Consider the following 24,911-nt stretch of genomic DNA (forward strand, 5'->3'; position numbering starts at 1 on the left):
TTAACCTCCCACATATTCTATAAATACAACCACTCTATAAGGGTTTAAAACGTTAATTGGCTCGGGGTCTGCTGAACCCGCCGAGGTTGTGTTTTTGTTATTCGCTCCTGGTACTGCAACATCTCTATCGTTAGCGTTATCACTTCGCCCATTTACAAAGCCAACGGCCACGTTGTGAACGTGTGCAATTAAGTTTGCCAGCATCATTTTAACACCTTTGGCACCGCCCGTTTTACCTACTAAATTGAACTCGGTTTGGGCTGGGTCGTAACCCATAGGCAAACGACCTCGCCAATCTACAACTTCCGCCCATCCGTCGGGTATTTCGTTGGCTGGTCTATTCCAAAGCACCATACCACCTTTACCAGCAATAGTAAAAGGCGCTGCCACTTTTTCCAATCTATCCAAACGGGCAAGAACACCCTCGGATTTATTTCTTTTAAAATCTGTCCATTGGTAATTTGTAATACCATCGTCGCCAAAGCGGGCAACTCGCATCTTTTTGGCGGGTTGTACCGTTCCGTCTTCGTACGGTAAGTCAATTACCGTCTCAACGATTATTACTTTAGCGTCGATTGCGCCAGCTTCAAACGGCATAATTTCGCCACCTATAACAACCACACCCGCCGACACGTTAGAACCTGCAACCTCGCAACCGCTTAGAATTGCCAAATTGCCAGCGTAAGCAGCCGCACCACTAGCAGCCGAAAAGATGCTACTTTGCAAAAACTCAAGTATGCCTTGATGGAATTTAAAGCCGTTAGGAAACGTAAAGTCTAATTGGTTCATATCGTGTAAATTTTATAGCGCTTTGCTGCTAGTTTGTAAAAATCAACTTGCCCCTTAATGTCAATTTTGGTTTGGTTGTTGTTTAGTTCGGCGGGTATCCATACAATGAAATCAACCCCCGTGTCGGCGTAGTCCTCTTCGTTATATAGTATCATTTCGCCTAAAATCTTTGGTTTATCTTCTATCTCTAAATAGATGTAAATAGGGTCTTTAGTGTAGCCGTCAGTTATGTATATCCGTCGGCTTGCGCTGTCAAACAAATCGTTTAACATCTTTTCCATGCTATACACTTGGCTATTGTGGTTAAGCTTGAAAATATTGTTATCTCGGTTAGCCAAGAAAACGCCGTAAGCTTCGGTTATTGGCCAGCAATAAGAACGCAGTAAAGCCAAAGCTTTAGGCTTGCGCAAAAACGCAGGTACCAACCATAATACAAGCTTGCTAAAGTCTACGTTAAACATCTTGGCGATAATTAATAATTAAGTCCTCGTCGTTAATTCTTAAATAGCCCGCATCGGGAATATATTTCTCGTCAATGGCGCTAAAAGGATAAAGACCGTATTTAGCCTGTGCGAGCTTTACCACGGGCAATTCTACACCGTCAACAACTTGCAGCCTATCCACTAGGCGAGTGTTGGCGTATTCGCCGTTAAATGGCAAATTCTTTAAATACTCTTTTAGTGCATCTTTTACGGGCTGGTTGTTGGTGCCGTCGATACGCTGGCCAGCAGCATTTAAAACCAATGGGTTGTAAAACACATCCAACACTAGTTTTAATTGGTCGGCAACATTGCTCTCGCATTGCACTTTAACGCCAGCGTCTTTAATTCGCTTAACGTAATTTGTAAAGCTGGCCAGCTCGGGAGCTGATAAGGCAACCAAGTCGTCGGCGTTATTTTTGGCGGCTTTAATTCTCAAGCGACCGTCTATTTCCGTAACACTCGAAACCGCTATAATTTTTTGCGCTGCTATTTGGCTAGGCGTTAAACCTACATTGTCGTAACCGCCCGTTAGTTCGTTAATATCTTGCCCGTATTGAAAAGCAAGAGCTTGCTCTCGGTACCATCTTGGCGAATGCGGTTTTTGCAAAAGTATATTTGCGTTAACCTCACTTTTATGCAAATCAAAAAGGTTTTCTAAAGCCACAATACAAACGGCAACCACATAAGCAAAAAGGTTATAAATTGCCGTACGGCTAGTTGAATTTAAGCCCGCTAATTCGGCTTGATTATTCTTGTAAGTAATGATACTTTGATAAACTTGCTCTATCGTTCTTGCCATGTTATTGTACTTTAAAATCTACCTCAATTGCCCAATAATCTACACCCTCTAAATTTGGCAATGGCGGTTGCCCCGCGGGTGCCGATGTTGTTGCGCTCGCTGGCTTCCAACTGTTATTTCTAAAGGTTTGTGCTACCTTTTTGTTAAATGGATTGATATTGAAATCAATCTTTTGCGAAGTGGTCAATTCTGCCGTTGGCGGTAAGCTGTTTAATAAGCCTAAGCCAAAAACAGCCTCTAAGCTTCCTAACTCTTGCACCGCTAAGTCTAAAAGCGTTTGGCCAGCCATAACACTAACTTGCGCTTTGTCGGGATCAGCAATAGGCGCCATTACCGACGGCTTAAATTTCAATCCCGAGCTTTGCAAAGTTTCGCCAACAACAAGCTCGTCGGTTATACTTTTACCATTGGCAAAGGCAACCCCAAAAACAGCCTCTAAGCTTCCATCTTGCAAAGCGGCGTCAAGCATTGTAGTATGTGGCAAAACTTTAATCATAACTAGCGTCAATCTTTAATTTACCGTTATCCATTCCCAAACTTTTTACTTTCATTCCATCGGTCGAAAATTCGAGCCTAACCTCACGAAGTAAAGCCGCTGGGCTATCGTCTTTTAAAAAATTGGTCAATCCAACGCCCATCGTTGGAAACTGTTTAAAGCTTCCCTTTTCAGCCAATAGCAAACAAGCTTGATGTTGGTTATCGCTCAAGCCAACTACTAAATCGCCATTGGCAATTTGTAAGTCGTAATCTTGATCAAGCAAAAAATCATTCATTACTCAAGCCCTCCGTTAAATGTTCCCGTAACCGCACCGTTAGGCGCCATCAAACCACTATTGTATTTTACCGTAGCGCTTTTTACATACGCTTCAATAGCGTTTGCCAACTCCTGTATAAACTTGGTTTTCGCTTCCGCTGGCGAAAGCTCGCCATTGTCTAAAGTCGCATCGTAAAGCGCTGTTAAATCGGTAATAAGCTTAGGTTTGTTTAACGCCATTTTAACACTTGTTTAATTGCTATTAAATAGCTGGTTAATGCGTGGTGTAATTGCTGTAATACCCGCCACATCTTTAGGAGCGTATATTTTTAGCATTTGCGCCACAATTTCTTTCAATATGCTGTCGAGGCTTTCGTTGCCCCGTTTAATTTCAAATCCTTGATTGGTAATTGTTAGCGAAGCATCGCCCACGCTAACTTTGTATTTTTCAATTTCCGAGCAAGCAACAATTAAATACTCCTCTTCCACGATTTTAACAAGCACCACCTCGGCGCCAAGTTTTGGCAAAACCTCGATGCTTTTTACAGCACCAGCAACCGCCTTTAAGCGAACGTCGAACAAATCGCCGCCCTGGTTATCAAGTTTTACATCGGCAACAAAGTCAACATCATCAACCGAAGTAACAACCCCCTCAAAAACTTGGTCGCCAACTTCCATTTTGATATATTTTGCAAGAGCTTCAAGTATTTTATCTTCAAATTGAGCCATTACAAAGACCTCCCAATTTCAATTTTGCGGCGGGCGCCATTCATGCCGTAACTTACCTCTGTACTCATTACCATGTAACTACCGCCTCGGTTATATTTCTTATCAATAATTTTGGCAACGCAGCTCGGCTCAACAAATGGTTGTAAAAAGCAAGTAATTGAACCCTCATAACCTGTAAATTTTGCTTTTGCCAAAGCGTCCTCGGCGGTGCGTTGTAACCAAGCTTGGTCGGTTATATTCGGAATCGTAATCTCTCTCAAAACCCCGTCCTTATCGCCAACCTCGTAAAGCAATCTTTTATTCTTTACACCCTTGCCCGTTACCAAGCGAACCAAAACCCGAGTATCATCCGCAAGCCTATATTTTAGCTGGTCGTCTCTTAAAACGTTCCAACCTAAACGGAGCGAAACGGTTTCTTTTAACACGCCTTGCTGTAAGCCAACGTACAACTCGTTAAAGTTGAAATAGGCAGTTAAAAGCATTTTCTTTTTGAAGTAATCCAACACCTCTAAACCGTTTACATTTCGCAAAGCGAAGTTGGTCAGCTTAACCGTGGGTATAAATCCCGAAAGCTTCACATCGGTATCTTTTACGAGGTGCTGCAACACTTCTAACAAAGTGGTGCTTTTCCAACTTATCAAAAAACGTTTTCGGCGCAATTGCCACCCGAACCCCTCACACTCTAAGACTACGGGAATAGCTGGCGACACCCGCCTAATAAACCCGTCAAACTCCCGCACCAGCTCTCCGTTGTAGCCTAAGTGTATAACCACTCTATCGCCCTCTTTAAATTGTTTTGCACTTTCTACCGAACTTTGCGGCAAAGCGTCGTTTTGCAACACTCGCCCCAAAGCTGGTATTTTGATCGTGGCGGTGTCTAAGTAGCTGTTAACACTTCGTTTAACTACTATCTCGTTTACACCACCTTTTAAGGAGTAGTCCCCAAGCTGTATTTTACTATTTAACTTAAAAGCCATTAGTCTACCGCATAAAGGTCAAACACTCCGTCTTGCACCAGCTCAAATGTGTAATCACGAACGCCAATAACTTTCGCTTTCTCGGGTATCTCCAAATTGCGCATCACAACACGGTCGTCCTTTTCCAAAAACAAATCTGTTAGCGCACTTTTCATCACAATTGGCTCGTTAGTTTCGTACAACTCTTTTAGCTTGTTCAATTGCTCGTCGGGAAATTGGTTGTTTGGGTCTATTAAAAAACCCTTAACAGAAAAATCATAACCCGAACACGCAATTTCTTCTATTACGGCACCGTTACGCTCAACCATCGGCGTTTCAACAATTATCTTGCGGCTACGCACTCCAATTACACAAAACGGAAATTCGTAATCTATACCACCAGCACTAAGGGTTAGCGGGCAAAACACCTCACGTCCCAACATATCTTGCTGTCCATAAATCGGCGTCCCTTTTATGGTTGTGGTTTTCTTTACTTGGCCAGCTGGTACCACAAATTCGTTGGTATTGCTTGCCTCGGGAATAGCGCCGATGTGCATCGGTCTATATCCGTAAAGCGTATTCATGATATTGGCTATATCGTAAACAACAGGTGTACCAGCTACATTTGTAACTCGTTCAACTGCTTTTAAGCCTCGGTCTTCTATAATCTGCTTTATCATTCCGTTGCCGCTGAAACTCCCGAGTTAACCACTCTTAAAAACACTTCTTTAATTTTTTGCTCCATATCGTCAATGCCATTTGAGACGCTTGCCGCATGGATATTTAACTCGTCGAAAAACTTATTGACGGTTATAGTTAGATTTTTTACGCCGCCGCCACTAATTCCATTGTTAGACGAAGCCATCGAGCTGGGAGCGCCACTAGCAGCACCAGCCAAACCACCAGCTAAACCGCCGATACCATCAGCCGAGGCCGTTCCGCTATCTTTCTTTTTGGTAAGCTTAATTAGCTTACTGTTTTTACTGATAGAGTTAAGATTATCGGCAAACTCCTTTAAATTGGATTGGCGTTGTTGCTGCCTTGATTTTTCAAGCGTTTCAATTTCTGCCGTCGCTTTGGTTTTAATCTCGGCGAATAAAGCTTGCTTGGCCTCGGCAAATTTGAACGATAGCGCAAGCCTCATGGCGTTCATTAAATTGGCAATTGCACCACCAACCCATTGAAACGTTTGTTTGATTTTTAACCAAAATAATTCGGCTCTAAAACCAATCTCTTGAAACATATTTTTAAAGGCTATCCACGCCAGCATACAAAAAGACTTGATAACAGCCCATAAAGCTTTCATAGCAGCACCCCAGCCCTCGTATTTGGAAACTAGCGCCACAATTAGACCGATGATAGCAGCTATTAAAAATACTGGCCACATTACGGCAATATTTAAAGCCCATTGCGTTATTGCCGCCCATTTGGTAACTACCTGCCAAACACCTATACCAACCGTTAAAGCTGCTATTGCACTTGCCAAACCATTTAACAAAGCAGGGCTATCAATTAGCCATTGGCCGAAATCCATTAACGGCACCATTGCCTCTAAGGTGGAAGCGCCTACACGAGCCATTAAGCCCTCAAACGCACCTTGTAAACCCAAGAGTTTGCCCGGTGCGGTTTCCGCTAAAGTGTTGGTCATGTTGTAAAAACGACCGCCCTCGCTAGTTGCCGACATGATGGCTTGCTGAACCATAGAAAAGGAAATTTTGCCCTTTTCCATATCTTCTTTGAGCTGCGCCATTGTGCGCCCCGTGGTTCGCTGCAATTCCTGTAAAGGATTAAAACCAGCGTTGATAAATTGGAGGTTGTCTTGCCCCATCAATTTACCTTGAGCCGCAACTTGGGAATAAACCAAACCTAAGCTTTTGAACTTTTCGGCATTACCAATGGCGATGTCGCCAAGCCTTTGAACGGCTGGCATTACGTTTTTGGCTTCGATGCCAAAGCCAAGCATCGTTTTACCTATATCCGTAACCTCATTGCCGTAAATGGTGTCCTGTGCATACTTGGTCAAATTGCCCGCCAATGCTTGGCCTTGCTGCTTACCTGCTAAAACTTCGTAAGACGTGTTAGTCATGGTTTTTTCCATACCCATGTTAACAACACCACCGAAGCCAGCAACGCCAGCCATAGCCAAAGCACCAGCAACCAAACCACCCATACCGAAGCTGCCACCGCCGCCAGAGCGTCCCAAGTTTTCCAACCTATCACGACGACGCTCCAATTGTTCCATTTCACGATTAACACGCCTAATTTGGCGGCTATCAACCGAAATCTCACGAGTGCGTTTTAAATCGTCTAACTTCCTATTTATGGTGCCAATAGAACCGCCAAGCCTTTGAAAACTGTTATCCGTTCTATTAAGACCATTTCGCAGCCTAGCAAAAGAACTTTCGCCAGCGCTCGCAAGTCTTCCTAGCGTGGCGCTGCCTAAGTCCTTAATTTTTACTACAAACTCTACTAGATTGCTCATTAGATTGATTTTCTTTTGTCCTCTTCTTGTCTGATATGCTCAAGTTGCTTGTACATTTCCGCCCAACGCTGATCACTGTATTTTGCTGGGTCAACACCCAAATGATACATTAGCAGGGTATCTATATACCCAATCCAATTTTTATTTGGGTGTCCGTTGGCTTCGTCTACAACTTTTTTAGCTCGGCACTCTTAATCTGAATTAGATTTTGGAGTTGTTGAGCCGCACCGTAGAAATAGTCATCATCGGTTTTAATTTCTTCGTCGCCAGCAACGAAGCAATCGTTTAAGATTTGTTCCGACATTCCCAACGGGTCGGTTGTGGCCATCCCGATAACGCTTCGCATCTCTTCACGGGTAGGCTTGCGCACGTAGGCCACTTTGTCTTCAACTGTAAGCTCCCACAAGCCTTGCGGGTACTTATTTTTTAACTCTTCAATTTGTTCGGGCGATAGTGTTTTTTTCATGTTATTTATCACTTAATGAAAGGTATAAGAATGGTATTTCTACCTCTTTAAATTTGTCGTTTTGGCTCATGCCTTTATCGTACTTGCTAAACTTAACGCCTCGCAAAACATCGGTTTGTAAAGGTCTACCGAAGCCCTCACGGTACGTTACGGTAATTACGATAACTTGGTACGGCACTTCTAAAATATCTGCGTAACCTGCCGCTTTTGCAGCAGCATTCAGCTTTTGAAGTTCGCCGTTTAACACTTTTAAATTGCCCGAATATTTGACGTTACCGTCTTGTATTCCGATGGGCTGATTGCCAGCTGCGTAAAGCGCTTCGGTTTCGGTTTCCTTTTCGTAACCAAGACCACGGAGCTTTGCTAAAGTGCTGTCAAAAATGCGTACCGACATATCGGCGTACGCTACCTCTTGGCTATCAAATTGCATCTTTTAACCTCCTATGATTGTACACCAAACCCAAGGTCAACCTCAATTTCTTTAAGGTAGCCTCTTGGCGTAATTCTTAACTTGATTTTTAATTTGCTGCCCGAAGCCAAATTTTGGGTCGGGTCAATTACGGCAGCAACCGAGCTGATGCTTTCCGCCATTGAAAGGTTAATATTGTTTTCAATATTCGCCTCCAAGTGCTTAATTACGATAGGCGCCAGCGTTCCGTTTGCTTGCAACTGTACATCGTCTTTTAACTCTTCTACAAAAGTTTGATAAGCGATAATCGAAGCTTTATCAATGGTGCGACCATGCGCCAAAAACTTAATATCGTCGGTTGCAGCTGTAGACATTGGGTCGTCGCTAATGAAATAGCCAGCTTTTTGCGGGTAAGATGTAAACGTGATAAATCCGTTGTCGATTAACGAATTTAAGCCCGCAAACTCTTCTACCTTTTTATTGCCGATGTAGGCTTGCGCAATAGGTAAAGCACCATCTTTTACACGTCCGATATTTCTATGAACGGGCGAAGCTGCGATTTTACCAAGCACCAAACCCATTGAGGCATTGCCCGTACTTTCGGCACCACCAACCACAAAACCCACGTTGTTTGCGTCTTTTGTGTTAGGCACCCAAGCGGGAACTTCCGCATTGTCATGCACTCGGCAATCCAATAAAACACGAACGGGATTAACTGCCGCAAATTGAGCCGCCGCCAAAGCTTTGGCATTTGCAAGCGCACCCGTAACGTCGGGATCAAAGAAAGCCGTCGGGTCGGGGTCATATTCAACAGCTGGGGTACGGGACACACCCAACACTCTAATTTTACCAGCGGCAAAATCCAAAAGTTTTTTCGCACCGCTTGCGTTATCTTTATCAACCGTATTGGTTACAGTTGCAGTATTAGCAAGCATTAAAATATATAAAGGCAAATTTGCTGTACCGTCTACCGAGTAGAACTCTTTTACAAAACGGTGCGCAACGGGGTTTGCGGCCAACGTGATACCTTTTGAAATAGCATCAGCCAACGAGTAAACAACCATTGACGTACCTAAATTTGTGGTACCCGTACAAACCAACCCAACAACGCCGTCATTGGTCTGCGTTGCGCCGCCAATGTTTCCGTTACTTAAACTAACCGTTACTTTAGGTATCATTTGTTTATAATTATTGTTAAACACTATTAAAAGCCGTTAAACAAGCGTTAACGGCTTTTATAATTAATTACTCTTGAGTTGGGGTTTCCGCCTCTTTTTCTTGAACGGCTTTCAACAATTTTTCGTTACCGATATTGTTAGCTGCCTTTTTACCGTACAAAGTTTCGAAAGCTGTTAAAAGCTCTTCTCTAGTTCTTGTGTCGGCGCTATCTTCCGCATAGTCTTTACGCTCGTAGGTTTCAACCTCCTTATCTTTTAAGGTTTTGGCGTGTGCATCAGCGTGATGCTTTTCGATAAAAAATTGACCGTCGGAGGTCTTGTGAAAGGCACCCACACTAGGGTGCGTTTTAAATAATTCCTTTAAATTTTCCACTTAGTTTAATGATTATGTAAACAATAATTAAAATACCAACCGCCCAAGAAGCGGCTTTTAAAAATTCGGTTAATTGCTCTATAAATGATTGCTGCTTGAAGTTGGAAGCCGTTTCTTGCTTCACTTCCTTAACCGTGTTTTTGGTTTCGGTTTCGGCCTGCAATGTTGAGCGAGCCGTTGGCTTGGCTTCCGCTTTGAAACTAAAGCCGTCAACGCCATTTATTACACTTGGCACAAACCAAAGCTTTAGGCCAGCGCTGGTATAGAAGACGGTGTCTTTTTTTATGGTAGCTTCTTTGTTCAAGTTAAATGCTGGGACAAATCCGCTAAACTCGTCCCCGAATTGCTCAACAATTAAATTGCTCTTAGTTGTTGCCGTACTATCTCGGCTTACCTCTGCTAATGTGGCTACCTGCTTTTTAGCAGCGCAACCGCACAAAAACAAAACGGAACAAATTCCAATAGTTACTAAATCTTTTCTCATAGACCAATTTCTTTAAGCCAAGTTGACACCTCAAAAGCGGGGCAAAACTTGATATACTCGCTCGGGTCAATTTTCCCGTTATTATTTTTGTCGGGACTAAAATCCCGATGGCCGCAAAACTTAGCACTTGGAAACATGAGCTTGTACTTTTTCGCTAATCGTGATAGGGCTGCTTTTTGTGCTGGCGTTCGGGTATCTTGCCAATTATCACCACCTATATAGCAAATATGTATTGAGCTTGAATTATAGCCCGCTACACCGTTTGTCGTCTCAAAAATTGGCGCTAAATCGTGTACCGTTCCATCGGCCTCTATTAGATGATGATAGCCCACTTTCGACCAGCCTTTTACACGCTTCCAATAGTCAATAATAACATCAACCTTTTGCGTAGCGGGAGCGCCAGTACAATGAAAAACTACATACTTAATTTGCCTCATTTGATGATTTACTTTGACGTTTCCACTTTTTCAACTCGTCTAACAGCTTTGCGTTTTCGGTTCGCAAGGCGTGTACCTCGTTGCGTAATTCTTCTACTTGCTTGCCCAAGTCCTCGGCCATTCGGCGCCAAATAGTAATCGCCTTTTCTACTACGTCCAACTCACTAGCTGCGACATCTGCCTTTTGCTTTCTTCGGGTTAGGAACCAAGCGCCAAGACCCGACGCAAAGCTGAATATCGCTGGCCATAGCACTACATCTAAAAATGATTGCATGGTGCGTTAGTTTAAATGAAGCGGGTCGCACGAAGCGTCCCCGCTATAATTGCGGATCACTAAGACCCTGCCGCTTGAATTAATAATGCTACCGAGTTGGTGTTTTTAACACGTCCACCACTTCTTAAAGCGGTCGACATTACGTCTCCGTAGTAAGTTGGGTCGTCGGTGTTGTCAAACACTTTCACTTCGCCCATTGCGAATGCCAATCCATTTTTATGGTAGAACAAAGCAACTTCATTGTCGGCAGCAGCTCCAACAGCTCCCAAAGCTTTAATGGCGTTAGTAGTAACGGTTGCAACCGCTACGCTTGAGCGCTCAATGATTTTAAAGCCGTACAACTCGCCAACAATACCCTTTGTTTCGTCAACAGCTCTCGAAAAATCTCTTGATTGGGTTTCGCTCAAGCTATCAACTAATTGTTGGTACATATCAGAACTCAACAATGCGTAACGCTCCGATTTTGGCACATTCAATTTGTTGAACTTCTTTTGCATCTTAGAAAAGTCCTTTGTTGTTACGGCTTTTCTATTTCCAGTTGCTGACGGCGCCGAAGCTTCAATATCAGCACCCGTAGTATAAGCAATCATGTTGCTCGCAACGGTACCACAAACTTTAATCAACAAATCGTCGGCGCTGGTTTCGTTTACCGCTGCAACGTGTTCGCCGTATTCGTCGTCCATCTTATCATAACTCAACTCAATTTTATCAAGGTTATGAATATGCGTAGGGTCGGTTGAATACTCGTCTAACGTGTAGGTAATATCAGTATCGGTACGTCTTACTGCCGTTGCTGGAAATGTAGACCTATTTTTTACGGTTGTCGGTTTTGCTCCAGGAGTGGGAATGTGAACGACCCTGCCAGCTAAAACACTTTTCACATCACTAAACCAAGTTTTCAAGAAAGCATTATCTTTCCAAAAGCGCTTAATGATATAATCAACCCAAGCCTCTTTTTGAATACCAGCAACATGCACTCCTTGAACGCCACTACCCGAAAACGCAGCTATGGCAACTAAAGCCACTAAGCCGATACCGTTCGCCACCGCTGGGCTAATTTCTGCCTTATCAGCCAACGCCGATGTGGCGGGCGATAATAAAAAGGCCATAGTAAACAGCCCAACAATTACACTTTTTAAATTTTTCATACTTATTTTAACCTAAATTCTTACTCTGTTAATTTGCTTGTAAATCAGTAGCGCTAAGGCTATTTTTTAGCGTTGGGAAATTTTTCTGCGTACTTTCTTTCAGCATCGGGAGCGCTCAAAGTTTGAAGCTCCGTAAACCAGCCTTTTTCAAAAAGCTCGTCGTAAGATAATTTTACAAGCTCGGCCAAACGGTCTTTTTGGTTTTGCTCCAAACTAGCCGAAAGCTTCGTCTCAATGGTTTCGCTTGGTTTACGTTCGTCTAAGATTGCCTTTACAGCTTCCAAGCCTTTTTCTACACCCTCGCCATGAGCCAACGCAATTGCGCTAAATGAATTTTTTTCTTTTTCGGTAATTACACGGGCTTCTACTTTGGCACTTAGGTAGGTGTTAACCGCCTCTTCTTTGGCTGCTTTTTCAGCCGCCGCAAGCCTTGTTTCAGCTTGTTTCGCTTTATCTTCCGCCGCTTCTTTATCACGGGTCAAGGTTTCAATTTGCGTTTTTTGGCTGGCCGCTAATTGCACTACTTCATCAATTTTCGCCTCGTATGCTTCGGGCGTGTCGGTTTCTTTCAAACCGAGGATTTGGGACGCCCTAGCGGCGCTTAATTCGATTTTTTTCATTTCGTTATCAATTAAAGGTTGTGTTAACAATGGGATTTGAGCGTTGAGCGTTTCCGAGGATAATTGTATTAGCTCGTGGTCTTCGTTGTATAGCGCTATCGCCAAAGCGTTAGTGTCGGCGCCTATATCAACCATGCTAATTTCTTCAAGCACCGATTTGATTAAGGTAGGTCGGGTTTGACCAAGGATTAACAAGCCCTCTTCTTCGCTCCACTCAACGGGAATTAATCCAGCCGACGCCATGCGTAAGGTGCCGTTTTCAAACTTGTTATAAATTGACTTGGCAAAGTCGTCGGTATCATCAAAAACAGGTTGCCCCGTAATACATAAACCTACGCCCGCAATCTCTTCAACTTTAAGCTCAATAACGTTACCGATTGGCAACCAAGCCTTGCCCTTTTCGCCAAATGCTCGGTTGTGCATCCATAACATTAAAGGGTTAGTGTTGTAGTAGGATAAATCCACACCCAGCACTAAGGTTCTAAAGCCGTAGCGGTTTACTTTCTCACTTAATACAATTACTCTTTTGCTTGCTCTTAACATCCCAATTCTTTTGTCGAATGAGCAGCAAACGTACAGGCTAAAAACAAGCAAAAAAAATCAGCTTTTTATATCTAAAATCCTGCTTCACAGTATCTATAACGCTATTGCATAGATATAAAAACCCAATTTTTTACCCCTATATATAGTGTGCATTTTTGGTCAGTTATGGCAAAAGAACAGGCAAAAGAAAGGGCTTCAAAAGCCGAAATGGAACGCAAAAAAGAACATGCAAAAATTTTGTATGTAAAGGATGGCATCGGCACTCAAAAAGAGCTTGCCGACCGTGTGGGCGTTAGCGAAAAAACAATAGGGAAATGGATAGTTGACGGTGAATGGGAAAAGCTAAAGAAAAACGTCGTATTAACGCGTCAAGAGCAACTCTTACACCTCATGGACGAGCTGGCGGAATTAAACGCATCCATTAGACTAAAGCCCGAGGGTATTCGATTTGCCGATAGCAAGCTTGGCGACGTTCGTCGAAAGCTGATAAAAGATATTAAGGATATGGAAACAAAGGCTTCTATACCCGAGATTATCCACGCCTTAACCTTGCTTTTAGACTTTGTGCGCAAAGGAAACTTGGAGCAAGCAAAAGACCTCGCCAAAATAGTTGACGCTTTTATTAAATCCCTTTTATAGTATGGCAACAAAAGCAGAAATTAACAGCGCCGTAAAGTATTGGGACGACTACAAAAGAGGCTTAGAACGTAGTACCGTTATTGACCTTAACGAGAGCGACATTGAACGACTGGCACGTATTAGCAGACTTGAGAGCAACGACGAAGAGTGGTTCGCTTACTACTTTCCAAACTACTATTCGTCAAAACCTATGCTATTTCATACCCGAAGCTCAAAGCGGGTAATGAACAATCCCGAGTGGTACGAGGTTCGGGCTTGGAGCCGTGAGCTTGCCAAATCAGCCCGCACCATGATGGAAATTATAAAGCTGGCGCTTACCAAAAAAAAGCGTTCTGTTTTGTTCATATCCAACAGCGAAACAGCCGCAATACGTTTATTAAAGCCTTACAAAATCAACTTTGAAAGTAACCAGCGTATAATTAACGATTATGGCGTACAACAAACACTTGGTTCTTGGACGGAGGGCGAATTTACAATTAAGGCGGGCTGTAGCTTTTTGGCGGTTGGCGCTGGCCAAACACCCCGTGGCGCCCGTAATGAAGAGGTGCGTCCCGATGTGGTGCTAATGGACGACTACGACACCGACGAAGAGTGCCGAAACCCCGACACCATCAAAAAGAAATGGGATTGGTTCGAGCAAGCGGTGTACGCTACCCGTTCCATTTCAAACCCTATGTTGATTATTTTTTGCGGCAACATCATTGCCGAACATTGCTGTATCAAAAAGGCTATAGAGAAAGCCGACGCCTACGACATTATCAATATTCGGGATAAAAACGGGGTAAGCTCTTGGCCTACGAAAAACACCGAGGAAATGATTGACCGTGTGCTTTCAAAAATTAGCCACGCATCAGCTCAAAAAGAGTATTTCAATAATCCTTTAACTGAGGGCAAGGTATTTAAAGAGTTAAACTATAAGCGCATGCAGCCGCTTAGGGAATACAAAAAACTCTTAGCATATACCGACCCGAGTTACAAGAAAAGTGGCGACACTAAAGCAACTGCTTTGCTAGGAAAGTACAAAGACGAATACCACGTATTAAGAATGTTTTGCGGCAAAGTTTCCGTTAGCGAAATGTTAGAGTGGAACTATGAAATACACCGTTGGGTTGGTGGCAGGGTACCCGTTGAATATTGGATTGAATGGCCGTGGATTGACGAAATGTTTAAGCTTGAACTAGCAGCAGCAAACAAACGTCACGGGATCATAATTAACCCAAGACCAGACGACCGCAAAAAGCCTTTCAAATACGACCGTATAGAGCAAACGCTTGAGCCATTAAACCGAAACGAAAAAGGCATCCCGCCAAGGCTTTGGTTTAACGAGCAAGAAAAAGATAATCCGTACATGAAAACAGCGGAAGAGCAATTTTTACTAATCAGCCCCAACAGCCGAGCGCACGACGATGCGCCCGACGCCGTCGAGGGTGGTGTTTGGCGTATCAACCACATGCTAATTAATAATATGGCATCAGTACAAGCCATAAGTACACAAAGAAACGGAAGCAAAAGATTTTAAGCTATGGCATTTATTACAAAAAAAGAATTTGAAACACACGTGTTTCCCGAGATTATCAATGCAATATCTCGTAACGACCAAAGCAAACTAAAAATGGCAATTGAAGCCGCCATTACACAAGTAAGCGGGTATCTATCACGCTATAAAATTAATGAGATATTGGCGACACCGCCGCCCGTTTATACAGATGTAACCGACGAGGACGACGAAGAGATTGACGAAGAGCTTTCAATTATTTTAGACCCTTACGCAAGTTTAAGAACTTGGGTTAAGGACGTTACTAAATGGCACTTCATAAATCTAGTTAACCCCAACATTGATTTAGCCCTTAGCCGTTCCCGCTATGAGGACGCTATTAGCGAACTCCAAAAAATACAAGCGGGCAAAGTAGCGCCTAACGGCTGGCCACTGGCCGAGCAACCGCAAGGCGCAACGGGTCAATTTCATGTTATTTCAAGCACTAAACGTCAAAACCATTTTTAACAATGAAAAAGCAAGCGAACATCAAAAGAGAAAAAGAGCAAAAGCTCATTGTTAACACCATTGAGGTGCGACCGTTTAACAGGGAAAGCGCCGACTTAGGAAAATGGCGAAATGCTACCAAATCAGCCGAGGCAAGACACCCACGTCGTAGTTTATTGTATGACCTTTACCACGACATAAGCACAACCGACGCTCACATTATTAGTGTGTGGGGCAAACGTGTTGATGCTATTACTTTAGCTGATTGGACGTTTACCGACAAAGAGGGCAATACAGTTGACGAAGTTAACGAGCTAATCGACTGCATAGGCTTTGAAAAGCTGTTAAAGCACATCATTGATAGTAAAGCATGGGGTTACTCAATGGTAGAATGTACTTTCTTTGAAAATGCCAACGGGCAAAAGGAAGTAAAAAGCTACTTGGTACCTCGTAAGCACATGCGTCCCGAAATAGGCCATGTTGCTAATAACGAGTACGACGAAACGGGTACCGATATTCGAGAGGGTATTTACGCCAAAACAGTTTTGGAAGCTGGCGACGCTACCGACTTGGGGCTTTTCCTTTCAGCGGCTATGTATGCCATTTTAAAGCGTGGCAACGTTTCAGATTGGGCGGAATTTATCGAAATATTCGGGCGTGGAATTGTAGACGCTACTTGGGACGGTTTCGACGAAGACCAGCGCAACAAGTTATCAGAAGCCATAAAGCAAATGGGTGGCGGCGGCGTAATTATCAGACCCGAGGGAACCAACCTTGATATTAAAAACAATACAGGTAGTGCCAACGGTCAATTGCAAGGCAGTTTCCACGATACAATGAATAAGGAAATATCTAAAGCCTTATTAGGTAGTACCGAAACCACGGAAGCAAGCAAAAGCTCGGGTTATGCGCAAAGCGAAACCCACAAAGAGCAAGACGACGACAAAAAGGAAACCGACATTAATTTTGTACGCCGTACGTTAAACTCTTGTTTTATCCCAATTTTACAAGCTGCTGGCTTTAATACCAAAGGCGGCACGTTTGTACTGAAAAGCAAAAACCACCTTACCAAAAAAGAGCGTTTCGAGATAGCTAAAACAATGGTTAAGGAATTGAGCATTCCCGTAAGCGACGACTTTTTTTATGAAAATTTTGAAATAGAAAAGCCCGAAGACTACGAAAAGTTAAAAAACGAGCTTACAGAGGCTAAAAAGGCAACTTTAGAGCAAATGCAAGAAAACAAAAACGCAGATACCCCCCCAGCTTCGGACAAGAAAAACAAACAAAAGCTCCATTTCTTCACAGACGACGAAGACCTAAAGCTATGGGATAGGATTAAAAGTTTTTTCGCATAAGCCCCGAAATATCGGGGCATGATTTACTAAACCTTTACGACGGTTGTTGCACTCATGCCATTACTTTAGCGGCTAATGATAGTAATTACGATAAGATATTAGAAGACCTTTTAAAACGTATTTACGACGGTAAAATTGGCGCTAACGAAATAGATTATAATTACTACAATTACATTAGTGCGGTTTTATCAACGGCGCTCACTAAGGTAATAGGTACGGCAATGTACCCAACAACCGATTATCGTAATACGTTAAAAGCCTACTTTCAGCAAAACATTTATCAGTTTTCGGGCGCTAAGAGCTTGGCAACCTTAAAAACTTACAATAAGCTTTTGTTAGACGAAAACGGCGAGTTGAGAAGCTGGGAGCAATTCAAATCTAAGGTTGCGGATATTGACCCAATTTTAAACGTACACCATTTAAACGTTGAGCGTAACGACGCTATTGCCGCCGTACAAATGGCGGACAAGTGGCAAGGGCTTAAACAATTTGCCATGCTGGAATATAGCACCGTTGGCGACGATAGAGTTAGACCAAGCCACGCCGTTTTAGATAAGCTCATTATTAAAACCAACGACCCGCTTTTAGACAAAATCTACCCGCCTAAAGACCACGGTTGCCGATGTAACATGATACCAGCACCAAGCGGCGCAACTCCTACTGATAGAAGCTTAGTTAAAACCTATGCCGACGAATTGGAAACAAAACCATATTTCAAGGGCAACGTTGGTAAAAAAATGGTGGTTTACGACGAAGAGCATCCGTATTATAGCTACCTAAGCAAAAAATCGGAGTTACAGGCCGAGCGCAATTATGGCATGCGAAGCGTAAAACAAATTTACGATCTAAGCCACTTGCCCGACGCCGAACATTTCGACAACTTGGACGATGCGCACCAATGGTGGACTAATGCAGCGGGCGGCGATAAAAAAGGCGGGTTTGAGGTCTTGGGATTTAATGGCGTCAATATCAAATTTGACTACAACTTTAAAGTGCATGTATTTGAAGACAATAAAGACAACCGTTGGAGCTACATACACAATTTGGTTAAAGTGGTACAACAGCCCGACGAGATTTGGAGCATAAGAAACAGCAACAATGTAATCGAACACCGATACATTAAATATTTCGACGATTATCCGATGATTGTAGGCGCCAACGATTTGAGAGCTTTCTCTCTATTTCAGACTAAGACGGGTAATAGGATTAACGTTGAGGGCCTGAGAAAGAGTAGACAAGGGGTACTCCTATATAAAAACGAAAACCGCTAACCTTCTTTAAACAATAACTTACAAATAAGCTATTTTAAAGCTGTTAGCGGCTTTCTTTATACAAAGATAGTAAAAATGTTTAATAGAAACATACAAAGGCAATTAAGCACCTATTTAACAGACAGGGCGCAAGGTATGATTATCAATAAAACTTTGCGTTTTGTTGATGGCAACTTTAGGGCGCAAGGCTGGCAAGATAGCAGCTTTAAAAAGTGGCGAGGCATTGAACGCAAGGGCACTATCTTGGTTAAAACTGGCGCTTTGCGTAGAAGTTGGAATTATCAATATGCTACGGGCGGCGGCGTTAGGTTTTACAATAACGTGCCATACGCCAAAGCGCACAACGAGGGCTTTACAGGTACCGTACAAGTAAAGGCGCATACCCGTAATAAATACGGCAAATCTCAAGTGTTTAGCTTAACAGATTTTAACCGTAACGGCACCCGAAAAGTGCGCACCGTAACCAATAAAGTAGGCAGCAACCAAGTAAAGGCACACACCCGCCGAGTGCATATCGTACAAAGGCAATTTGCGCCTTATGCTGGCCACGAAAGCCAAACACTAAACAATAGTATCATTAGAGAGCTTAACCGAGAAATCAACATAATTTTAAGACAATGAACAGCATTTTAGCAAACATCTTTTTAACGGTTCAAAATCGGCTAAAAACAGAAGTGCCAGCACTTAAATGGATAGATGGCGACTACGGCCAATTAGAGTTTTACGAGAACCGACCAAACGTTGATTTTCCATGCGTTTTGATTGATATTGACGACGGTACGTTTAGCAACAACGGCGAGTTTTCACAGCTGGGCGAATGCGTGTTGATTATCCGTTTGGGCTTGCCGTCATATTCGCAAACCAACGCATTAACGCCGCAACCTGTTATCGAATTAGCTTTAGAGTATTACAACCTTGAGCATGCAGTTAATAAAGCCTTACACGGCTTTCAATCGCAGTACTTTAGTACGCTGTCAAGAGTTAAGGCAGATAAGGAAAAGCGAAACGATAATTTAAGGGTAAGGACAATGCGATATACTTTCACTTACGCCGACAATACGGCAATGCCTGTTTATACAGCTCCCGAAACGGGGATTGATGCCGAAATTACAACAGAATGAAAAAGGGGTGTTAAACACCCCTTAAACAAACCTAAAACTAACTAAACACAAAGTACGGAAACTTAGCCGCCAACTCTTTAACCGTCGGCTTTCGGCTAATTATATCTTTTAAAAGGGCGGTGTTTTGCTCAAGCCTTTGCATTACCACACCAGCCGTTAAATCGAATTCATTTTCTAGCGCAAGCAAACAATCGTCGTATCGGGTGCGCTTAATTTCTGCGTGGAAATAGTATCTATAACATAGTTTTTCATCCCTGCTATACATCAATACGTTTCTGCGGCCTTTATTGTTGGGATTGGCTTTGACAGAGGACGGAAATAAAGATGTATATAAGCTATATTGGCCACGCATTGATACAAATATCTCTAATCGCTTCAACACGCTAAAATTTAGTTTTAGGACAAGAATATATTAACTTGCGTAAAAATTAACGAAATATGACTAGACACAAAATCTTACAATCAAAAGACAGGCTAAAACTTCAAATTGCCTTAGATGCTTACAGCACCATTTCAACTTTCAAATTGGTTTCTTTTAACATTAGTCAGAAAGATAATAAGGAATGCTTTAATGCTTTAATATCTTTTGACGATAGCGACACTATGCACTTTCTAGGTCGTTCGGAACAACTTGGAGATTTGGATTAAAAACAAAGAAGCCCGCTAATGTTAGCGGGCTTCTTGCTTCAAAAATGCTATCTTATATTTTTAACACCTCAATAAAAGGCTCTTTTTGCGAATAATTAAACCTTACTATCTCGTCAACCACTTGCTTTTGAGCAATGGTGCCTTGCTTTAATTTGCTACTGTCTGCATAATCGGCGCTAGTAGGCCAGTAGTATAAAAACAGTTGCGCAAGGTCAGAAAACGAACCGTAAATTTTAGCGTTAGCCACACGGCTATTTTGCAAGTTTAACACTAGTTTAACGTCGGTAGGCTTAACGCTGCCAACGTAATTTTTAGCAAACAAATAAACCTCTTGATTTGCGGGAGCTTCTAAGCTTTGAGACGTAAACCCACGGTCTTGCATCCATAAGCTTAAACCATTTGCATAGTAAGGAGTAAAGCCCACTAAACGATATAAATTACGGTGTTTGCTTTTCTTGGCAAGCTCCATTTGCGCTTTATATTCGGTTTGGTTGCCATATACTTTTTGGTCGGTTGCGCTCCATTCTTGAGCGTAGGCACTAAAGGTAAGTGCGGTTAAAAGAATGAATAATACTTGTTTCATAATCTAAAGTTAAATACTTTTTATAATACTTTCGTGATACTTGCTAAACTGCGTTACCAAAGCGGGCAACTCGTCGGCTTTATAGCGGTCTAATGGCTTGTGCAAATAGCTGTATTTGTTCATCCAATTGTTAACTCGCTCCATATCAATTTTGTTTGATTTGTTGTGCCTTTGTTCGTCTAACTCCCAGCGCATTTCGTGTGCCATTGATAAGATTTTACGCACCATTATTTGTTTGGCGTTAAAACTTTCCTTTTCGCCTATTAAAGCCGTTAAAAGTTGCTTGGCTTCATCTTTGGTTAACTCGCTTACGTGGTTGGTGCGATTGTTAGAGTAAGAAAGCGCCATATCGGCGCTCTCTATTTTCTTGCGGCTGCAAGTGGCTTTAATAGCCTGTATTTGGGGTTTGGTTATTGGCTGCATGGGTTCATCATTTGGGCGCTTACAATTTCTGTTATAGTGGCTATATCTGAAACGGCTAAATCGTCCACACCTCGGCGCCCTAAAAGCTTTCCGTTTACTCTTACAGTATATTCCATAATCGCAAAAAACAAAACACTATTATTACCATTACATCGCTCTGTTGCTTTTCTCATTACGCTACCGTCAATTCTTAAAACCTCCGCTTCAATACCATTAGAAAGCGTAACTTTAGAAAACACAGAAAATACTTTTGGCTTAGTTCCGAATTGCTCACGAAACCTCAAAGGAACTACGGAACCTTTCAATTGTTCCCATTTATTTAGCCAAGCTTCAATTGTTTCAACTTGGGATTTTGTTAGTTTTTTCATCTTACACCTCTAAATAAAGTCCGTTTGTAACTTGGCGTTTGTAACTGCCGCCCTCTATATCTTCCATTAAAAGCCTGTCTTTATATTCTTTGTCGGTCATATCTGAATACGTAACAGGCTTAAGCTCGCCATCTTTATACAGCTTGCTAGCAACTACGTAACGAGAAAAGAAAGGCTCTTTTAACTCTTGTAATCGCTTTTTACGGGTCGAAGCTTTTCGCTTCCTTCTTATTTCGCCAGCACAAACAATTTTCCATTGTTCCGCCATGTGCTTTTTGAAATATTGGTAAGCGGTTTCAATAGTAACCCAATCTAAATAGGTAAGATGAAGCTCAACCTCTCTAACTTTCCAAACATCTTTTACAGCGTTATCCCAAGCTTTACCGTCAGTAAATACAAGAACAATTCGACCCAAAAGCCAAACATCTAGCTCCGTTTTATACTTAAATCGGTATTCGTTAACATTTAGATTTTCAAGGTCTATTCCCTGCAAATTGTATTTTTCAATCAACTTATCAAGTTGGTTTTTAGCCGCCGCTTGTTCGCCAGCCGTTGAGCCTCTTTTTACTAATTCGTAAATTTTGGCTAGTTTATTTTTTAAATCTGTGTTTTGCATTTTATCGGATATTTAGCCGATATTTTAAAATATCGGCTTTTTAGCTTTTTAAATTAATGGTTACGCTCAGTCATTAGTTTATGCAACCTTTGAGCAAACTTGCTTTTAGTCAAAGCTTTTTCTTTATCTAATTCATCATCAGAATTTAGGTCAATGCTTTCTTCTTTCCATTTTAAAGCAATTGCCGCTATCCAATAAATAGAATAAAGCGTTATAAATATCCCCCACCATATACCGCTAACTTGAAAGTGGTGCAATAAAAATGTATAAAGTATGGTGCTTTGAAATGGATACTTTACAGGCGTGTTAGAAATTACAAATCGTTTTTTCATCTTTTTTTATTTTAATAGTTGATATAATTAAACCGTTCTCAAATAAACCACCAACGTTTTAGCTTGCATATAGTCCGAAACTTTCTTGTGGTCTTGTTTTACCTTAACTAAACCGCCCGTTGGGTTCTCGGCTACTTGGTAAACTTTTCTATTTTTATCAGAGGCTTTATGAAATCTATCGCCAGCTCTCAACTCTTTTAATTGCTTTTGCATTATTTAATCTCTCTTATTTTGACAATTTTTGCAGTTGGATAAAATTTCTTGAAGTATTCTTTTGCCTTAGTAATACTTTCTTCGGAGATGGTTGTTGTAGCTTTTATAAAAGAAAATGCTCCCGTTCCACTATAATCTATTTCATAAGTTTTCATTATCGTTCCCTCCTCCAATCAGTTTCGTAGTAAGCATTTCTAATATATTTCTCGGGGTCGGCAATGCCTCTGTTATTGGCTCGGCAATAAGTGAAATAAGGCTTAATCTGCATTATAGCTCTTGCCTTGTCCGTGTCGCTTAATTTCTTGTAAAGTGGCTCGGTACGTATGCGGTTTACCTTTCTACCGTACGCATCCCAAAAAACATCAAAGCTTAAATCCATTGGTATTTCTTTAAGGGCGCCTTTAATTTGGGCGCTCCACGGCTCTATTTCTTCTAACCTTTTGGGCAACTTATTAAGCAACCAATTGTGTTGAGCGTCGCTAAATTCTGCCGAGTTATCAAGGCCAACCAACCAGCCCTCGGCATTGTAAACAAACATTACAGTACCCGTAAACAGTACCGATGTAAGCATATATTTTTTCATGTTTTGCAATAATTTGTGTTTAACAATAGGGGCTATGTGCATTTTATTAGCTTAAAAAGCAGCTTCAAAGCATCTAAAACCCCATTTTTAGTAGTTTTTGGCTTTATTTTATGCACTTACCCCCTCGTCTTGGAGCAATTCTTTTGCAATTTTCTTAGCCTTTACCCCCGCCTTTTTAGCTGTCTTTTTGGGTTCGTCGGCTATTTTAGGAGCGAAAAACAGCGGGTTTAAAAGCCTTGCTCGCTCTTCATAAATTACATAAGGCTCAAAAGAGCTAAAGCGGTTTTTGTCGTGATAGGCGATATAATCTTTAACCACCGTACCAATATGGCCGTCGTATTTAATTTGCTGGCCAATGGTGCTTTTGGGTTCTTTGCCTTGTATGTGGCTAATAAAGATTAAGCCTTTCTTTTTTCCGTATTTGCGTTTTAAATACTCGTAATCTTCCCATTTAAAACGGGTGTAGTCAATACTATCAATAAAAACGAAATCGGGGCTATTGCGTTTCTTTAGCGTTTCGTCTAAATCTTCTAAAAAAGAAACACCTTGCTTCAAATCTTCGGTTGGGTCGGCAACTAAAAAGTTGCCGCTAACCTCGTGCATTTTGTTTCTGTTAATAGCGTTTTGCAAATCCACCCCGTGGCCTTGCTCATAACTTAGCCAAAGCACCTTGCCAAATTGCGCCAAGTATTTAGCCATTTGAATACAATACTCCGTCTTACCGTTTCCGCTACGTCCGTAAACTATTGATATGAAGTTTTTGGGTATTAATCCAAGATGCTGCTTAAACGCTCCGTCGGGTTGCTTTAACAGTTTAAAAGCCATTTGCTGAAACTGTTTTACACCTAGTGTCTTCATAAATAAAAATTGGTTTAGTTGGTGGTTTGTTCTTGGGTGTATTTCTTGTCTAATAGCTCAATGTTTTTTAATACTCTTCGATGTATGGCAACAACGAGCTTTATTTGATAGATGCAATCGTCTATAGGGTCGTGCTTAATCCCTGTAAACGGCACCTCTTGTTTAAGGGTTGGCACGTAGCGCATGAGTGTGCGCATATCTCTCTCATTCCAATAATGCCACGGCCTAGCTTCGTTTATAGCTGCGTAAGCATCCCTAACAAGCGCCATGTCGAAGTATTTACCGTTGCTCCATATTTCTACGTCGTCGCCCATACTTTTAACAAAGGCGGCAAACTCATAAAGTACGTCTTTTAAAGGGCTTGGGCTTTCAAATACCGAGGCTTTGGCTTTCTCGTCTTGTTTTACCCACCATACCAAACAATCGGGGTCAAAGTGCAAGCCTACGTCGGTGCAACTGCGAACGTCAACATTCATTTTAAAGTTGTCGCCAACTTGCCCGCTTTCAATATCAAATTGAACCGCTGCAATACTTAAAATTACCGAGCGCCCCGTTGTGCCTAGCGTCTCTATATCTACCATTAAATGTTTCATAAAAGTTTAGTTTGTGGTTTAAAGTTGTACTATTTCAAGCGCTAACAATTTGGCTTGTATGTGTTCGGCAACGGCGCCGTTGCTATCTTTCCAATCGTGTATTTGATAGAAAGTTTGGCAAAGTGGCAGCACTGCTAAACAGAGCTTCATAGCTTCCGTCCAATCTTCGTCGGGCGCTATATGCTCGGTTGGGTTAAAAACTTGGTAGCCGTCTTGTATGGCAACCAATGAGGCTTCGTGAAATTTAACCGCTACGTCTTTCGGTTCTAAGCCCGTTACTTTGCCGCTGATGTAGGCAATAGGTTTTTCGCTTTCGGCAAACGAAGCCGCAATTTTTAGCAGCTTCGCTAATACTTGATTTTTCATTGAAAATTATGTTTTGGTGAGACAATAACCAGCCGACT

At 42.1% G+C, this 24,911-nt stretch carries 38 protein-coding genes; 8 read left to right on the forward strand and 30 right to left on the reverse strand.

Annotated elements, in window-relative coordinates; translation table 11 throughout:
* The 19 genes from DUT68_RS14585 to DUT68_RS14675 all read right to left on the reverse strand — a co-directional run bounded on the left by DUT68_RS14585 (window position 1) and on the right by DUT68_RS14675 (window position 12,923).
* Complete coding sequence (locus DUT68_RS14585; protein WP_113638953.1) at window positions 1-789, reverse strand: hypothetical protein; 789 nt, start codon at window positions 787-789, stop codon at window positions 1-3.
* Complete coding sequence (locus tag DUT68_RS14590) at window positions 786-1,250, reverse strand: hypothetical protein (RefSeq protein WP_198659604.1); 465 nt, start codon at window positions 1,248-1,250, stop codon at window positions 786-788. The genes DUT68_RS14585 and DUT68_RS14590 overlap by 4 nt, the downstream gene beginning before the upstream one ends.
* On the reverse strand, window positions 1,243-2,070 hold the full coding sequence (locus DUT68_RS14595) for a nucleotidyltransferase (RefSeq protein WP_113638954.1): 828 nt from the start codon (window positions 2,068-2,070) through the stop codon (window positions 1,243-1,245). The genes DUT68_RS14590 and DUT68_RS14595 overlap by 8 nt, the downstream gene beginning before the upstream one ends.
* A 1-nt stretch (window position 2,071) precedes the next feature.
* Window positions 2,072-2,566 (reverse strand): hypothetical protein, encoded by a 495-nt coding sequence (locus tag DUT68_RS14600; protein WP_113638955.1) that lies wholly within the window; start codon window positions 2,564-2,566, stop codon window positions 2,072-2,074.
* Entirely contained in the window at window positions 2,559-2,843 is a 285-nt protein-coding gene (locus tag DUT68_RS14605) for an oxidase (protein ID WP_113638956.1), read from the reverse strand. The genes DUT68_RS14600 and DUT68_RS14605 overlap by 8 nt, the downstream gene beginning before the upstream one ends.
* Window positions 2,843-3,064 (reverse strand): hypothetical protein, encoded by a 222-nt coding sequence (locus DUT68_RS14610; protein WP_113638957.1) that lies wholly within the window; start codon window positions 3,062-3,064, stop codon window positions 2,843-2,845. The genes DUT68_RS14605 and DUT68_RS14610 overlap by 1 nt, the downstream gene beginning before the upstream one ends.
* Window positions 3,065-3,076: 12 nt before the next feature.
* A complete protein-coding gene (locus tag DUT68_RS14615) occupies window positions 3,077-3,553 on the reverse strand; it encodes a hypothetical protein (protein WP_113638958.1) in 477 nt (158 codons plus the stop codon).
* Window positions 3,553-4,530 carry a hypothetical protein gene (locus DUT68_RS14620; protein WP_113638959.1) on the reverse strand — a complete coding sequence of 326 codons (978 nt, stop codon included), beginning with the start codon at window positions 4,528-4,530 and terminating at the stop codon, window positions 3,553-3,555. Before DUT68_RS14620 ends, DUT68_RS14615 begins: the two co-directional genes overlap by 1 nt.
* Complete coding sequence (locus DUT68_RS14625; RefSeq protein ID WP_113638960.1) at window positions 4,530-5,189, reverse strand: DUF6046 domain-containing protein; 660 nt, start codon at window positions 5,187-5,189, stop codon at window positions 4,530-4,532. Before DUT68_RS14625 ends, DUT68_RS14620 begins: the two co-directional genes overlap by 1 nt.
* A complete protein-coding gene (locus DUT68_RS14630) occupies window positions 5,186-6,991 on the reverse strand; it encodes a tape measure protein (RefSeq protein WP_113638961.1) in 1,806 nt (601 codons plus the stop codon). The genes DUT68_RS14625 and DUT68_RS14630 overlap by 4 nt, the downstream gene beginning before the upstream one ends.
* Window positions 6,992-7,157: 166 nt before the next feature.
* On the reverse strand, window positions 7,158-7,457 hold the full coding sequence (locus tag DUT68_RS14635) for a hypothetical protein (RefSeq protein WP_113638962.1): 300 nt from the start codon (window positions 7,455-7,457) through the stop codon (window positions 7,158-7,160).
* Between the two features lies 1 nt (window position 7,458).
* The gene (locus tag DUT68_RS14640) at window positions 7,459-7,887 is read right to left on the reverse strand and encodes a hypothetical protein (RefSeq protein WP_113638963.1); all 429 of its coding nucleotides are present in this window, start codon (window positions 7,885-7,887) and stop codon (window positions 7,459-7,461) included.
* An 11-nt stretch (window positions 7,888-7,898) separates the two neighbouring features.
* A complete protein-coding gene (locus DUT68_RS14645; RefSeq protein WP_113638964.1) occupies window positions 7,899-9,044 on the reverse strand; it encodes a DUF2586 family protein in 1,146 nt (381 codons plus the stop codon).
* Between the two features lie 67 nt (window positions 9,045-9,111).
* The gene (locus DUT68_RS14650) at window positions 9,112-9,417 is read right to left on the reverse strand and encodes a hypothetical protein (protein WP_113638965.1); all 306 of its coding nucleotides are present in this window, start codon (window positions 9,415-9,417) and stop codon (window positions 9,112-9,114) included.
* Entirely contained in the window at window positions 9,392-9,901 is a 510-nt protein-coding gene (locus DUT68_RS14655) for a hypothetical protein (RefSeq protein ID WP_113638966.1), read from the reverse strand. Before DUT68_RS14655 ends, DUT68_RS14650 begins: the two co-directional genes overlap by 26 nt.
* Window positions 9,898-10,338 carry an N-acetylmuramoyl-L-alanine amidase gene (locus DUT68_RS14660; RefSeq protein ID WP_113638967.1) on the reverse strand — a complete coding sequence of 147 codons (441 nt, stop codon included), beginning with the start codon at window positions 10,336-10,338 and terminating at the stop codon, window positions 9,898-9,900. The genes DUT68_RS14655 and DUT68_RS14660 overlap by 4 nt, the downstream gene beginning before the upstream one ends.
* Complete coding sequence (locus DUT68_RS14665) at window positions 10,325-10,612, reverse strand: cell wall anchor protein (RefSeq protein WP_113638968.1); 288 nt, start codon at window positions 10,610-10,612, stop codon at window positions 10,325-10,327. The genes DUT68_RS14660 and DUT68_RS14665 overlap by 14 nt, the downstream gene beginning before the upstream one ends.
* 59 nt (window positions 10,613-10,671) lie before the next feature.
* The gene (locus DUT68_RS14670; protein ID WP_113638969.1) at window positions 10,672-11,760 is read right to left on the reverse strand and encodes a phage capsid protein; all 1,089 of its coding nucleotides are present in this window, start codon (window positions 11,758-11,760) and stop codon (window positions 10,672-10,674) included.
* Window positions 11,761-11,819: 59 nt separating this feature from the next.
* Window positions 11,820-12,923 carry a hypothetical protein gene (locus tag DUT68_RS14675; protein ID WP_113638970.1) on the reverse strand — a complete coding sequence of 368 codons (1,104 nt, stop codon included), beginning with the start codon at window positions 12,921-12,923 and terminating at the stop codon, window positions 11,820-11,822.
* Between the two features lie 165 nt (window positions 12,924-13,088).
* Between DUT68_RS14675 and DUT68_RS14680 the strand changes: the two genes are divergently transcribed.
* The 7 genes from DUT68_RS14680 (at window position 13,089) to DUT68_RS14710 (ending at window position 19,290) form a co-directional block, all read left to right on the forward strand.
* On the forward strand, window positions 13,089-13,562 hold the full coding sequence (locus DUT68_RS14680; RefSeq protein WP_113638971.1) for a transcriptional regulator: 474 nt from the start codon (window positions 13,089-13,091) through the stop codon (window positions 13,560-13,562).
* Between the two features lies 1 nt (window position 13,563).
* Window positions 13,564-15,081 (forward strand): hypothetical protein, encoded by a 1,518-nt coding sequence (locus tag DUT68_RS14685; protein ID WP_113638972.1) that lies wholly within the window; start codon window positions 13,564-13,566, stop codon window positions 15,079-15,081.
* A gap of 3 nt (window positions 15,082-15,084) precedes the next feature.
* Window positions 15,085-15,564: a hypothetical protein gene (locus DUT68_RS14690; protein WP_113638973.1), complete on the forward strand. Its 480-nt coding sequence runs from the start codon at window positions 15,085-15,087 to the stop codon at window positions 15,562-15,564.
* A 2-nt stretch (window positions 15,565-15,566) separates the two neighbouring features.
* On the forward strand, window positions 15,567-16,898 hold the full coding sequence (locus DUT68_RS14695; protein ID WP_113638974.1) for a phage portal protein family protein: 1,332 nt from the start codon (window positions 15,567-15,569) through the stop codon (window positions 16,896-16,898).
* Window positions 16,899-17,119: 221 nt separating this feature from the next.
* Window positions 17,120-18,169 (forward strand): phage minor head protein, encoded by a 1,050-nt coding sequence (locus DUT68_RS14700; RefSeq protein WP_113638975.1) that lies wholly within the window; start codon window positions 17,120-17,122, stop codon window positions 18,167-18,169.
* 75 nt (window positions 18,170-18,244) lie between these two features.
* Window positions 18,245-18,790 carry a hypothetical protein gene (locus tag DUT68_RS18475; RefSeq protein WP_198659605.1) on the forward strand — a complete coding sequence of 182 codons (546 nt, stop codon included), beginning with the start codon at window positions 18,245-18,247 and terminating at the stop codon, window positions 18,788-18,790.
* On the forward strand, window positions 18,787-19,290 hold the full coding sequence (locus tag DUT68_RS14710; RefSeq protein ID WP_113638976.1) for a hypothetical protein: 504 nt from the start codon (window positions 18,787-18,789) through the stop codon (window positions 19,288-19,290). Before DUT68_RS18475 ends, DUT68_RS14710 begins: the two co-directional genes overlap by 4 nt.
* 37 nt (window positions 19,291-19,327) lie before the next feature.
* Here DUT68_RS14710 and DUT68_RS14715 read toward each other — a convergent pair whose 3' ends face one another.
* Complete coding sequence (locus tag DUT68_RS14715) at window positions 19,328-19,669, reverse strand: hypothetical protein (RefSeq protein ID WP_157960876.1); 342 nt, start codon at window positions 19,667-19,669, stop codon at window positions 19,328-19,330.
* Between the two features lie 59 nt (window positions 19,670-19,728).
* Between DUT68_RS14715 and DUT68_RS14720 the strand changes: the two genes are divergently transcribed.
* On the forward strand, window positions 19,729-19,938 hold the full coding sequence (locus tag DUT68_RS14720) for a hypothetical protein (protein ID WP_113638978.1): 210 nt from the start codon (window positions 19,729-19,731) through the stop codon (window positions 19,936-19,938).
* A gap of 52 nt (window positions 19,939-19,990) precedes the next feature.
* On the opposite strand, the gene DUT68_RS14725 is transcribed toward DUT68_RS14720, so the two are convergent.
* The 10 genes from DUT68_RS14725 to DUT68_RS14770 all read right to left on the reverse strand — a co-directional run bounded on the left by DUT68_RS14725 (window position 19,991) and on the right by DUT68_RS14770 (window position 24,873).
* On the reverse strand, window positions 19,991-20,521 hold the full coding sequence (locus DUT68_RS14725; RefSeq protein WP_113638979.1) for a hypothetical protein: 531 nt from the start codon (window positions 20,519-20,521) through the stop codon (window positions 19,991-19,993).
* A gap of 9 nt (window positions 20,522-20,530) precedes the next feature.
* Entirely contained in the window at window positions 20,531-20,944 is a 414-nt protein-coding gene (locus DUT68_RS14730; RefSeq protein WP_113638980.1) for a hypothetical protein, read from the reverse strand.
* Window positions 20,932-21,312, reverse strand: coding sequence for a hypothetical protein (locus DUT68_RS14735; protein WP_113638981.1), 381 nt, complete (start codon window positions 21,310-21,312; stop codon window positions 20,932-20,934). Before DUT68_RS14735 ends, DUT68_RS14730 begins: the two co-directional genes overlap by 13 nt.
* A 1-nt stretch (window position 21,313) precedes the next feature.
* Complete coding sequence (locus DUT68_RS14740) at window positions 21,314-21,928, reverse strand: hypothetical protein (RefSeq protein ID WP_113638982.1); 615 nt, start codon at window positions 21,926-21,928, stop codon at window positions 21,314-21,316.
* A gap of 53 nt (window positions 21,929-21,981) precedes the next feature.
* Window positions 21,982-22,260 carry a hypothetical protein gene (locus DUT68_RS14745; protein WP_113638983.1) on the reverse strand — a complete coding sequence of 93 codons (279 nt, stop codon included), beginning with the start codon at window positions 22,258-22,260 and terminating at the stop codon, window positions 21,982-21,984.
* A gap of 27 nt (window positions 22,261-22,287) precedes the next feature.
* On the reverse strand, window positions 22,288-22,473 hold the full coding sequence (locus tag DUT68_RS14750; protein ID WP_113638984.1) for a hypothetical protein: 186 nt from the start codon (window positions 22,471-22,473) through the stop codon (window positions 22,288-22,290).
* Between the two features lie 154 nt (window positions 22,474-22,627).
* The gene (locus DUT68_RS14755) at window positions 22,628-23,056 is read right to left on the reverse strand and encodes a hypothetical protein (RefSeq protein ID WP_157960878.1); all 429 of its coding nucleotides are present in this window, start codon (window positions 23,054-23,056) and stop codon (window positions 22,628-22,630) included.
* Between the two features lie 108 nt (window positions 23,057-23,164).
* Entirely contained in the window at window positions 23,165-23,914 is a 750-nt protein-coding gene (locus DUT68_RS14760) for an AAA family ATPase (RefSeq protein WP_113638986.1), read from the reverse strand.
* Between the two features lie 14 nt (window positions 23,915-23,928).
* Window positions 23,929-24,507: a 3'-5' exonuclease gene (locus tag DUT68_RS14765; protein ID WP_113638987.1), complete on the reverse strand. Its 579-nt coding sequence runs from the start codon at window positions 24,505-24,507 to the stop codon at window positions 23,929-23,931.
* Between the two features lie 18 nt (window positions 24,508-24,525).
* Complete coding sequence (locus tag DUT68_RS14770; protein ID WP_113638988.1) at window positions 24,526-24,873, reverse strand: DUF4406 domain-containing protein; 348 nt, start codon at window positions 24,871-24,873, stop codon at window positions 24,526-24,528.
* Window positions 24,874-24,911: the final 38 nt, after the last annotated feature.

The sequence above is a fragment of the Pedobacter zeaxanthinifaciens genome, from assembly GCF_003313335.1.
GTDB lineage: Bacteria > Bacteroidota > Bacteroidia > Sphingobacteriales > Sphingobacteriaceae > Pedobacter > Pedobacter zeaxanthinifaciens.

Coding starts and splice junctions, on each gene's coding strand:
- DUT68_RS14615 (WP_113638958.1), bottom strand. CDS start 3,553: ATGGCTCAATTTGAAGATAAAATACTTGAAGCTCTTGCAAAATATATC.
- DUT68_RS14645 (WP_113638964.1), bottom strand. CDS start 9,044: ATGATACCTAAAGTAACGGTTAGTTTAAGTAACGGAAACATTGGCGGC.
- DUT68_RS14590 (WP_198659604.1), bottom strand. CDS start 1,250: ATGTTTAACGTAGACTTTAGCAAGCTTGTATTATGGTTGGTACCTGCG.
- DUT68_RS18475 (WP_198659605.1), top strand. CDS start 18,245: ATGTTTAATAGAAACATACAAAGGCAATTAAGCACCTATTTAACAGAC.
- DUT68_RS14585 (WP_113638953.1), bottom strand. CDS start 789: ATGAACCAATTAGACTTTACGTTTCCTAACGGCTTTAAATTCCATCAA.
- DUT68_RS14600 (WP_113638955.1), bottom strand. CDS start 2,566: ATGATTAAAGTTTTGCCACATACTACAATGCTTGACGCCGCTTTGCAA.
- DUT68_RS14595 (WP_113638954.1), bottom strand. CDS start 2,070: ATGGCAAGAACGATAGAGCAAGTTTATCAAAGTATCATTACTTACAAG.
- DUT68_RS14680 (WP_113638971.1), top strand. CDS start 13,089: ATGGCAAAAGAACAGGCAAAAGAAAGGGCTTCAAAAGCCGAAATGGAA.
- DUT68_RS14635 (WP_113638962.1), bottom strand. CDS start 7,457: ATGAAAAAAACACTATCGCCCGAACAAATTGAAGAGTTAAAAAATAAG.
- DUT68_RS14700 (WP_113638975.1), top strand. CDS start 17,120: ATGTACCCAACAACCGATTATCGTAATACGTTAAAAGCCTACTTTCAG.
- DUT68_RS14740 (WP_113638982.1), bottom strand. CDS start 21,928: ATGCAAAACACAGATTTAAAAAATAAACTAGCCAAAATTTACGAATTA.
- DUT68_RS14610 (WP_113638957.1), bottom strand. CDS start 3,064: ATGGCGTTAAACAAACCTAAGCTTATTACCGATTTAACAGCGCTTTAC.
- DUT68_RS14605 (WP_113638956.1), bottom strand. CDS start 2,843: ATGAATGATTTTTTGCTTGATCAAGATTACGACTTACAAATTGCCAAT.
- DUT68_RS14710 (WP_113638976.1), top strand. CDS start 18,787: ATGAACAGCATTTTAGCAAACATCTTTTTAACGGTTCAAAATCGGCTA.
- DUT68_RS14730 (WP_113638980.1), bottom strand. CDS start 20,944: ATGCAGCCAATAACCAAACCCCAAATACAGGCTATTAAAGCCACTTGC.
- DUT68_RS14660 (WP_113638967.1), bottom strand. CDS start 10,338: ATGAGGCAAATTAAGTATGTAGTTTTTCATTGTACTGGCGCTCCCGCT.
- DUT68_RS14655 (WP_113638966.1), bottom strand. CDS start 9,901: ATGAGAAAAGATTTAGTAACTATTGGAATTTGTTCCGTTTTGTTTTTG.
- DUT68_RS14625 (WP_113638960.1), bottom strand. CDS start 5,189: ATGATAAAGCAGATTATAGAAGACCGAGGCTTAAAAGCAGTTGAACGA.
- DUT68_RS14725 (WP_113638979.1), bottom strand. CDS start 20,521: ATGAAACAAGTATTATTCATTCTTTTAACCGCACTTACCTTTAGTGCC.
- DUT68_RS14765 (WP_113638987.1), bottom strand. CDS start 24,507: ATGAAACATTTAATGGTAGATATAGAGACGCTAGGCACAACGGGGCGC.
- DUT68_RS14720 (WP_113638978.1), top strand. CDS start 19,729: ATGACTAGACACAAAATCTTACAATCAAAAGACAGGCTAAAACTTCAA.
- DUT68_RS14750 (WP_113638984.1), bottom strand. CDS start 22,473: ATGCAAAAGCAATTAAAAGAGTTGAGAGCTGGCGATAGATTTCATAAA.
- DUT68_RS14640 (WP_113638963.1), bottom strand. CDS start 7,887: ATGCAATTTGATAGCCAAGAGGTAGCGTACGCCGATATGTCGGTACGC.
- DUT68_RS14685 (WP_113638972.1), top strand. CDS start 13,564: ATGGCAACAAAAGCAGAAATTAACAGCGCCGTAAAGTATTGGGACGAC.
- DUT68_RS14770 (WP_113638988.1), bottom strand. CDS start 24,873: ATGAAAAATCAAGTATTAGCGAAGCTGCTAAAAATTGCGGCTTCGTTT.
- DUT68_RS14695 (WP_113638974.1), top strand. CDS start 15,567: ATGAAAAAGCAAGCGAACATCAAAAGAGAAAAAGAGCAAAAGCTCATT.
- DUT68_RS14675 (WP_113638970.1), bottom strand. CDS start 12,923: ATGTTAAGAGCAAGCAAAAGAGTAATTGTATTAAGTGAGAAAGTAAAC.
- DUT68_RS14670 (WP_113638969.1), bottom strand. CDS start 11,760: ATGAAAAATTTAAAAAGTGTAATTGTTGGGCTGTTTACTATGGCCTTT.
- DUT68_RS14760 (WP_113638986.1), bottom strand. CDS start 23,914: ATGAAGACACTAGGTGTAAAACAGTTTCAGCAAATGGCTTTTAAACTG.
- DUT68_RS14665 (WP_113638968.1), bottom strand. CDS start 10,612: ATGCAATCATTTTTAGATGTAGTGCTATGGCCAGCGATATTCAGCTTT.
- DUT68_RS14755 (WP_157960878.1), bottom strand. CDS start 23,056: ATGAAAAAATATATGCTTACATCGGTACTGTTTACGGGTACTGTAATG.
- DUT68_RS14745 (WP_113638983.1), bottom strand. CDS start 22,260: ATGAAAAAACGATTTGTAATTTCTAACACGCCTGTAAAGTATCCATTT.
- DUT68_RS14690 (WP_113638973.1), top strand. CDS start 15,085: ATGGCATTTATTACAAAAAAAGAATTTGAAACACACGTGTTTCCCGAG.
- DUT68_RS14620 (WP_113638959.1), bottom strand. CDS start 4,530: ATGGCTTTTAAGTTAAATAGTAAAATACAGCTTGGGGACTACTCCTTA.
- DUT68_RS14630 (WP_113638961.1), bottom strand. CDS start 6,991: ATGAGCAATCTAGTAGAGTTTGTAGTAAAAATTAAGGACTTAGGCAGC.
- DUT68_RS14735 (WP_113638981.1), bottom strand. CDS start 21,312: ATGAAAAAACTAACAAAATCCCAAGTTGAAACAATTGAAGCTTGGCTA.